Here is a 2,347-nt window from a genome sequence, read left to right as displayed (position 1 = left end):
TGAGCGGTCACTTCCAGATATGTGTGCCATGCTGGAGTTTACCGCGCCAGCTGCTGAGGCGGAATCCGATCAAATCGACTTTCCACACGGTCTGCAGGATTTTCGCGACAAACGGAGCAGATATTCGCGGCCATTGAAGGGATCGATGCCGGAACGTCTGCGCGAACGCTGCGGATCGGTTGCCGGGGCATAGTGATGGAAGGATGTTTCCATCGTCCCTATGCCGCTCGTCAGGCCAGGCAATTGCTGCTGGATAGCCTGGATCATTTCGGAGGCGACATACCCCTCCAGTCGTACCATACCGTCCATGATAGCCGTCTCCTTGATCACAGCGCCCGATTTGGTAAGCAGGGTCAGCAGGCGATTGAGGCTCTCCCCAGGAGCTTCGAGATGGAACTGGTCGATCGGCTCGCAGACGATGGTTTGCGCCGCCGACAGTGCCGCCGCCAATACCCAGGGCGTCAAGTGCCGGAAATCGGCCGCAGTGGTCGACGGCGAGCTCTGGCGGGCCGCCGTCATGGCCACGTGGCAATCGATGACCTGCCAGCCGAAGATGCCTTGCCTGAGCGTCTCGAACACGGTTTCCTCCACCGCCCGGTAGAAGCTTGCCGGCATCTGGCCCACATCCACTTCCAGAGCGAAACTGTTGCCCGCCCCTTCCGATCGTGGTTCGACGCGCAGGCCGACAGTCGCCAGGAACGGGTTCGGCTCCTTGAAAATAGTCTGAAGGCCGGTACCTGTTCCAACGAGCCGCTCTGCGCAGATGACGGTGCTGTCCTCGAACGTCGCTTCAACGCCGAAATCCGTCACCAGGGTCGATTGGATGACCTCTTTCTGCACTTCGCCATAGAGGGATACGAACATCTCGTTCGTATCCTCATTTCTGCGCAGGTCGATCAGCGGATCCTGTTCAGCCAACTGGTTTAGCGCCAGCCAGAGCGCCGCACTCTCAGACGGACGCTGCGCTTGAACGCGAGTTTCCAGCGTCGGCGGCGCAAAATGCGGCCTGATATCCGCGACGGCATTGGAACCCACCAAGTCCCCGATCCGGGCATTGCTGAGGCCGCTGACGTGGGCGATCTGCCCCGCCCTGAAGCTGTCGGCGCTGCGAACCTTGCCGGCTTCGAAGAGATGGATTCCGGTCACCCGTGCCGGTCCTTGAGGAAGATTCACATATTGCCGGAGCTGGACGGTGCCGGATGAGAGGTAGAGATAGCACAGCTTCTCGCCGCCCCATCCGCGTTCAATCTTGAAAATCTTGCCGGCGACTGCAGCCTCAGGATCGAGACGGCGACCGGGCAACAAGGTGGCAATCGCCGATGCCAAGGCCGGCAGACCGACGCCGGTCATCGCAGCGCCGGCAAATGCCGGCTGCACCATGCCGGCGGCGACTTGTTTCCGCAGCGCGCATTCAAGCCTCTCGGCGGTCAAACGATCCGGTGCCTGTAGATAATCGCCGAGCAGCGCATCGTCGTTCTCCGCCAAAGCCTCACACAGAGCGGTGAAAAGCGGTTCGCGGTCCGGATCGAGAACAGCCACCTCAGCAAGCTTACTGCCGGCATGGCTGACCGTTGACATGGCGATCGGGCGGACCGGCAACTGGCCGGCGATGGACCGTAGCACCTCGTCATAACGGGCGCCGAGGCGATCGACCTTGTTGACGAAGAAGACGAAAGGAACGGAAAGCCGCTGCAAGGCCCGCACGAGCACCCGCGTCTGCGCCTGGACGCCCTCGACCGCAGAAACGACGACGACGGCGGCATCGAGCAGCCCGAGCACTCGCTCTACTTCGGCGATGAAATCGGGGTGGCCGGGCGTATCGATGAGATTGATTATCGTATCGCCAAGGGTGAAGGAGACCACGGCGGCCTGGATCGTGATACCGCGCTGCCGTTCCAGCTCGTGGCTGTCGGTCTGGGTGTTGCCGCTATCGACACTGCCGAGCTTGTCAATGACGCCGGCATCAAAAAGGAGTCGTTCGGTTAGGCTAGTTTTTCCTGCATCCACATGGGCCAGGATGCCCAGATTCAAAGTGCGCATGAACCCTCAACTTCTCAGAAATTCGAACGTGATTTTCGTGAGAAGGGACTCGGCGCATTGGGACCTCTAGGAGCTAATGACTATGAATTCGCAAACTCAACTGTTTGCAGAGCCGCCGGCAAACTTAAAAGCTGTATCCAATCTTATGTCAAGAACGGCTATATCTCCGATTGCGGTCAGAAGGCGCATACAGCGGTTGTCGCAAATATCCCGCAGACCGTGTGGAAAGTCGATTTGATCGGATTCCGCCTCAGCAGCTGGCGCGGTAAACTCCAGCATGGCACACATATCTGGAAGTGACCGCTCA

At 59.6% G+C, this 2,347-nt stretch carries 2 protein-coding genes; both read right to left on the bottom strand.

The genetic code is table 11. The features are described 5' to 3' along the window. Nucleotides 1-69: 69 nt before the first annotated feature. A complete protein-coding gene (locus IQ26_RS38865) occupies nucleotides 70-2,040 on the bottom strand; it encodes an elongation factor G (protein ID WP_145723575.1) in 1,971 nt (656 codons plus the stop codon). A gap of 96 nt (nucleotides 2,041-2,136) precedes the next feature. Continuing rightward, a partial coding sequence (locus tag IQ26_RS38860; protein WP_208760317.1) for a hypothetical protein occupies nucleotides 2,137-2,347 on the bottom strand: 211 nt, incomplete at its 5' end.

Source organism: Mesorhizobium tianshanense, from assembly GCF_007830515.1.
GTDB lineage: Bacteria > Pseudomonadota > Alphaproteobacteria > Rhizobiales > Rhizobiaceae > Mesorhizobium > Mesorhizobium tianshanense.
Note: the sequence above shows the minus strand (reverse complement) of the source record. Positions and strands in the feature narration are given on the sequence as shown.